The sequence below is a fragment of the Bacteroides sp. AF25-38AC genome, from assembly GCF_003602995.1.
Lineage (GTDB): Bacteria > Bacteroidota > Bacteroidia > Bacteroidales > Bacteroidaceae > Bacteroides > Bacteroides uniformis.
On record NZ_QTMD01000081.1, the window covers coordinates 1,195 to 1,585 of the forward strand.

1 protein-coding gene is annotated in these 391 nt (G+C 48.3%); it reads left to right on the top strand.

What is annotated here, in order from left to right:
- Window positions 1–258 (top strand): integrase core domain-containing protein (locus DWY55_RS22470; protein WP_243633692.1); only part of this gene is annotated, 258 nt, incomplete at its 5' end.
- Window positions 259–391: the final 133 nt, after the last annotated feature.

Consider the following 391-nt stretch of genomic DNA (forward strand, 5'->3'; position numbering starts at 1 on the left):
CATCCTCGAGGCCGGTTCAACGACATCGGGCATGCAAGAAATGTCATAGCTCGCTACATACATTTCTATAACCATCGCAGACCGCATATGAGTATCGGGTATAAAATACCTGCTGTGGCGCATCTGGAGAAGGGAATACAGAAGAAAATGTGGAAGAAGAAAAAATATCCTTCCACAAGTAGCAATAAAAAGAAGGATGCAATATCTTTGCAAAGCCGGACAGCAAGTCCGGGCGAAGGCGCAGGACAGCGCACCTGACAAAGACAGAATGCCTCTTTTAGGGGCACCCAGTCTTGCCGGACAAGCAAGCACGGGCTCTGCAAATGCAGCAGGATGACTGTCAACAGAATCAGGACAACTCACTTTGCTGTGTCTACTATATCAGCAGGGC